Raw genomic sequence first — 834 nt, 5'->3', positions numbered from 1 at the left:
GCGGCATGGCGCGACGACTACAACCATCACCGCCCGCACTCGAGCCTCGACGGTCTCTCCCCGCGGGAGTATCACCAACGGTCAAGAGAAGGACCAAACCCCGAACAGAGCTAACTTATAGGCGAGGACTCCAAGGGGAGCTGGTCACCAAGCATGCACTAACTTTTAAATTCGGACCACTCAGGTGGGGATGATAAAATCACAGGCTTCGAGGTACTGAGTTGATCTTCGCTTGGATTCAAGGATTCTTAACGACCAATGGTTGAAGCTTGATTTGTAAAGACAGATCTAGCGATAAGGAAGAGGTCGTTCGTGATAGAAAAACATCAGTGGCTCTTGGGTGTTCTCGCGGATTTGGATGCTTACTCCAAAGCAAACAAGCTAGTTGAGTTAAGCGCAAAAATAGAGGAAACAAGGATGCTTGCTGTCCGAGAAGTAGCTGAACAGGCGGCTTTTTCTGTAGCGATGGCACGATCAACTCATAGCTACGATAGCACAAACTACTCCTAGTGCGGTTCGCTCGCGATTGCCGTCGCCAAAGGTGAAGGTGCTAGGCATCAATCTATTCTGTTTCATCGGATCAGGTTAATTGGTGCTGAATCTACCGTGGCCCTGGCAGTAGTCGAATCTTGAATCACTATTACTACTACCTTCTTTTTGCCAAATGACCTGAGCCCCTGAATTTCCTCCAGCTTTGTGTAGAGTCTGCCCAACTGAAGGACGGACAACTGAAGACGAGATTCACCGACGAACAGATCATTCAGATGATCAAGGAACAGGAAGCTGGCGAGAAGACGGCTGACGTGTGCAGGCGCTATGGGATCAGCCAGGGCA

The 834-nt window shown here is 49.8% G+C and carries 1 protein-coding gene and 1 pseudogene; both read left to right on the top strand.

The features are described from left to right. Positions 1 to 121 (top strand): annotated as a pseudogene (locus tag LOM8899_RS22985) (integrase core domain-containing protein); the annotation flags it as partial. Positions 122 to 764: 643 nt separating this feature from the next. After that, on the top strand, positions 765 to 834 hold a 70-nt coding region (locus LOM8899_RS22980; protein ID WP_245820481.1), incomplete at its 3' end, for a hypothetical protein.

Origin of the sequence: Flavimaricola marinus (assembly GCF_900184895.1) — a bacterium.
GTDB classification, from domain to species: domain Bacteria; phylum Pseudomonadota; class Alphaproteobacteria; order Rhodobacterales; family Rhodobacteraceae; genus Flavimaricola; species Flavimaricola marinus.
Note: the sequence above shows the minus strand (reverse complement) of the source record. Positions and strands in the feature narration are given on the sequence as shown.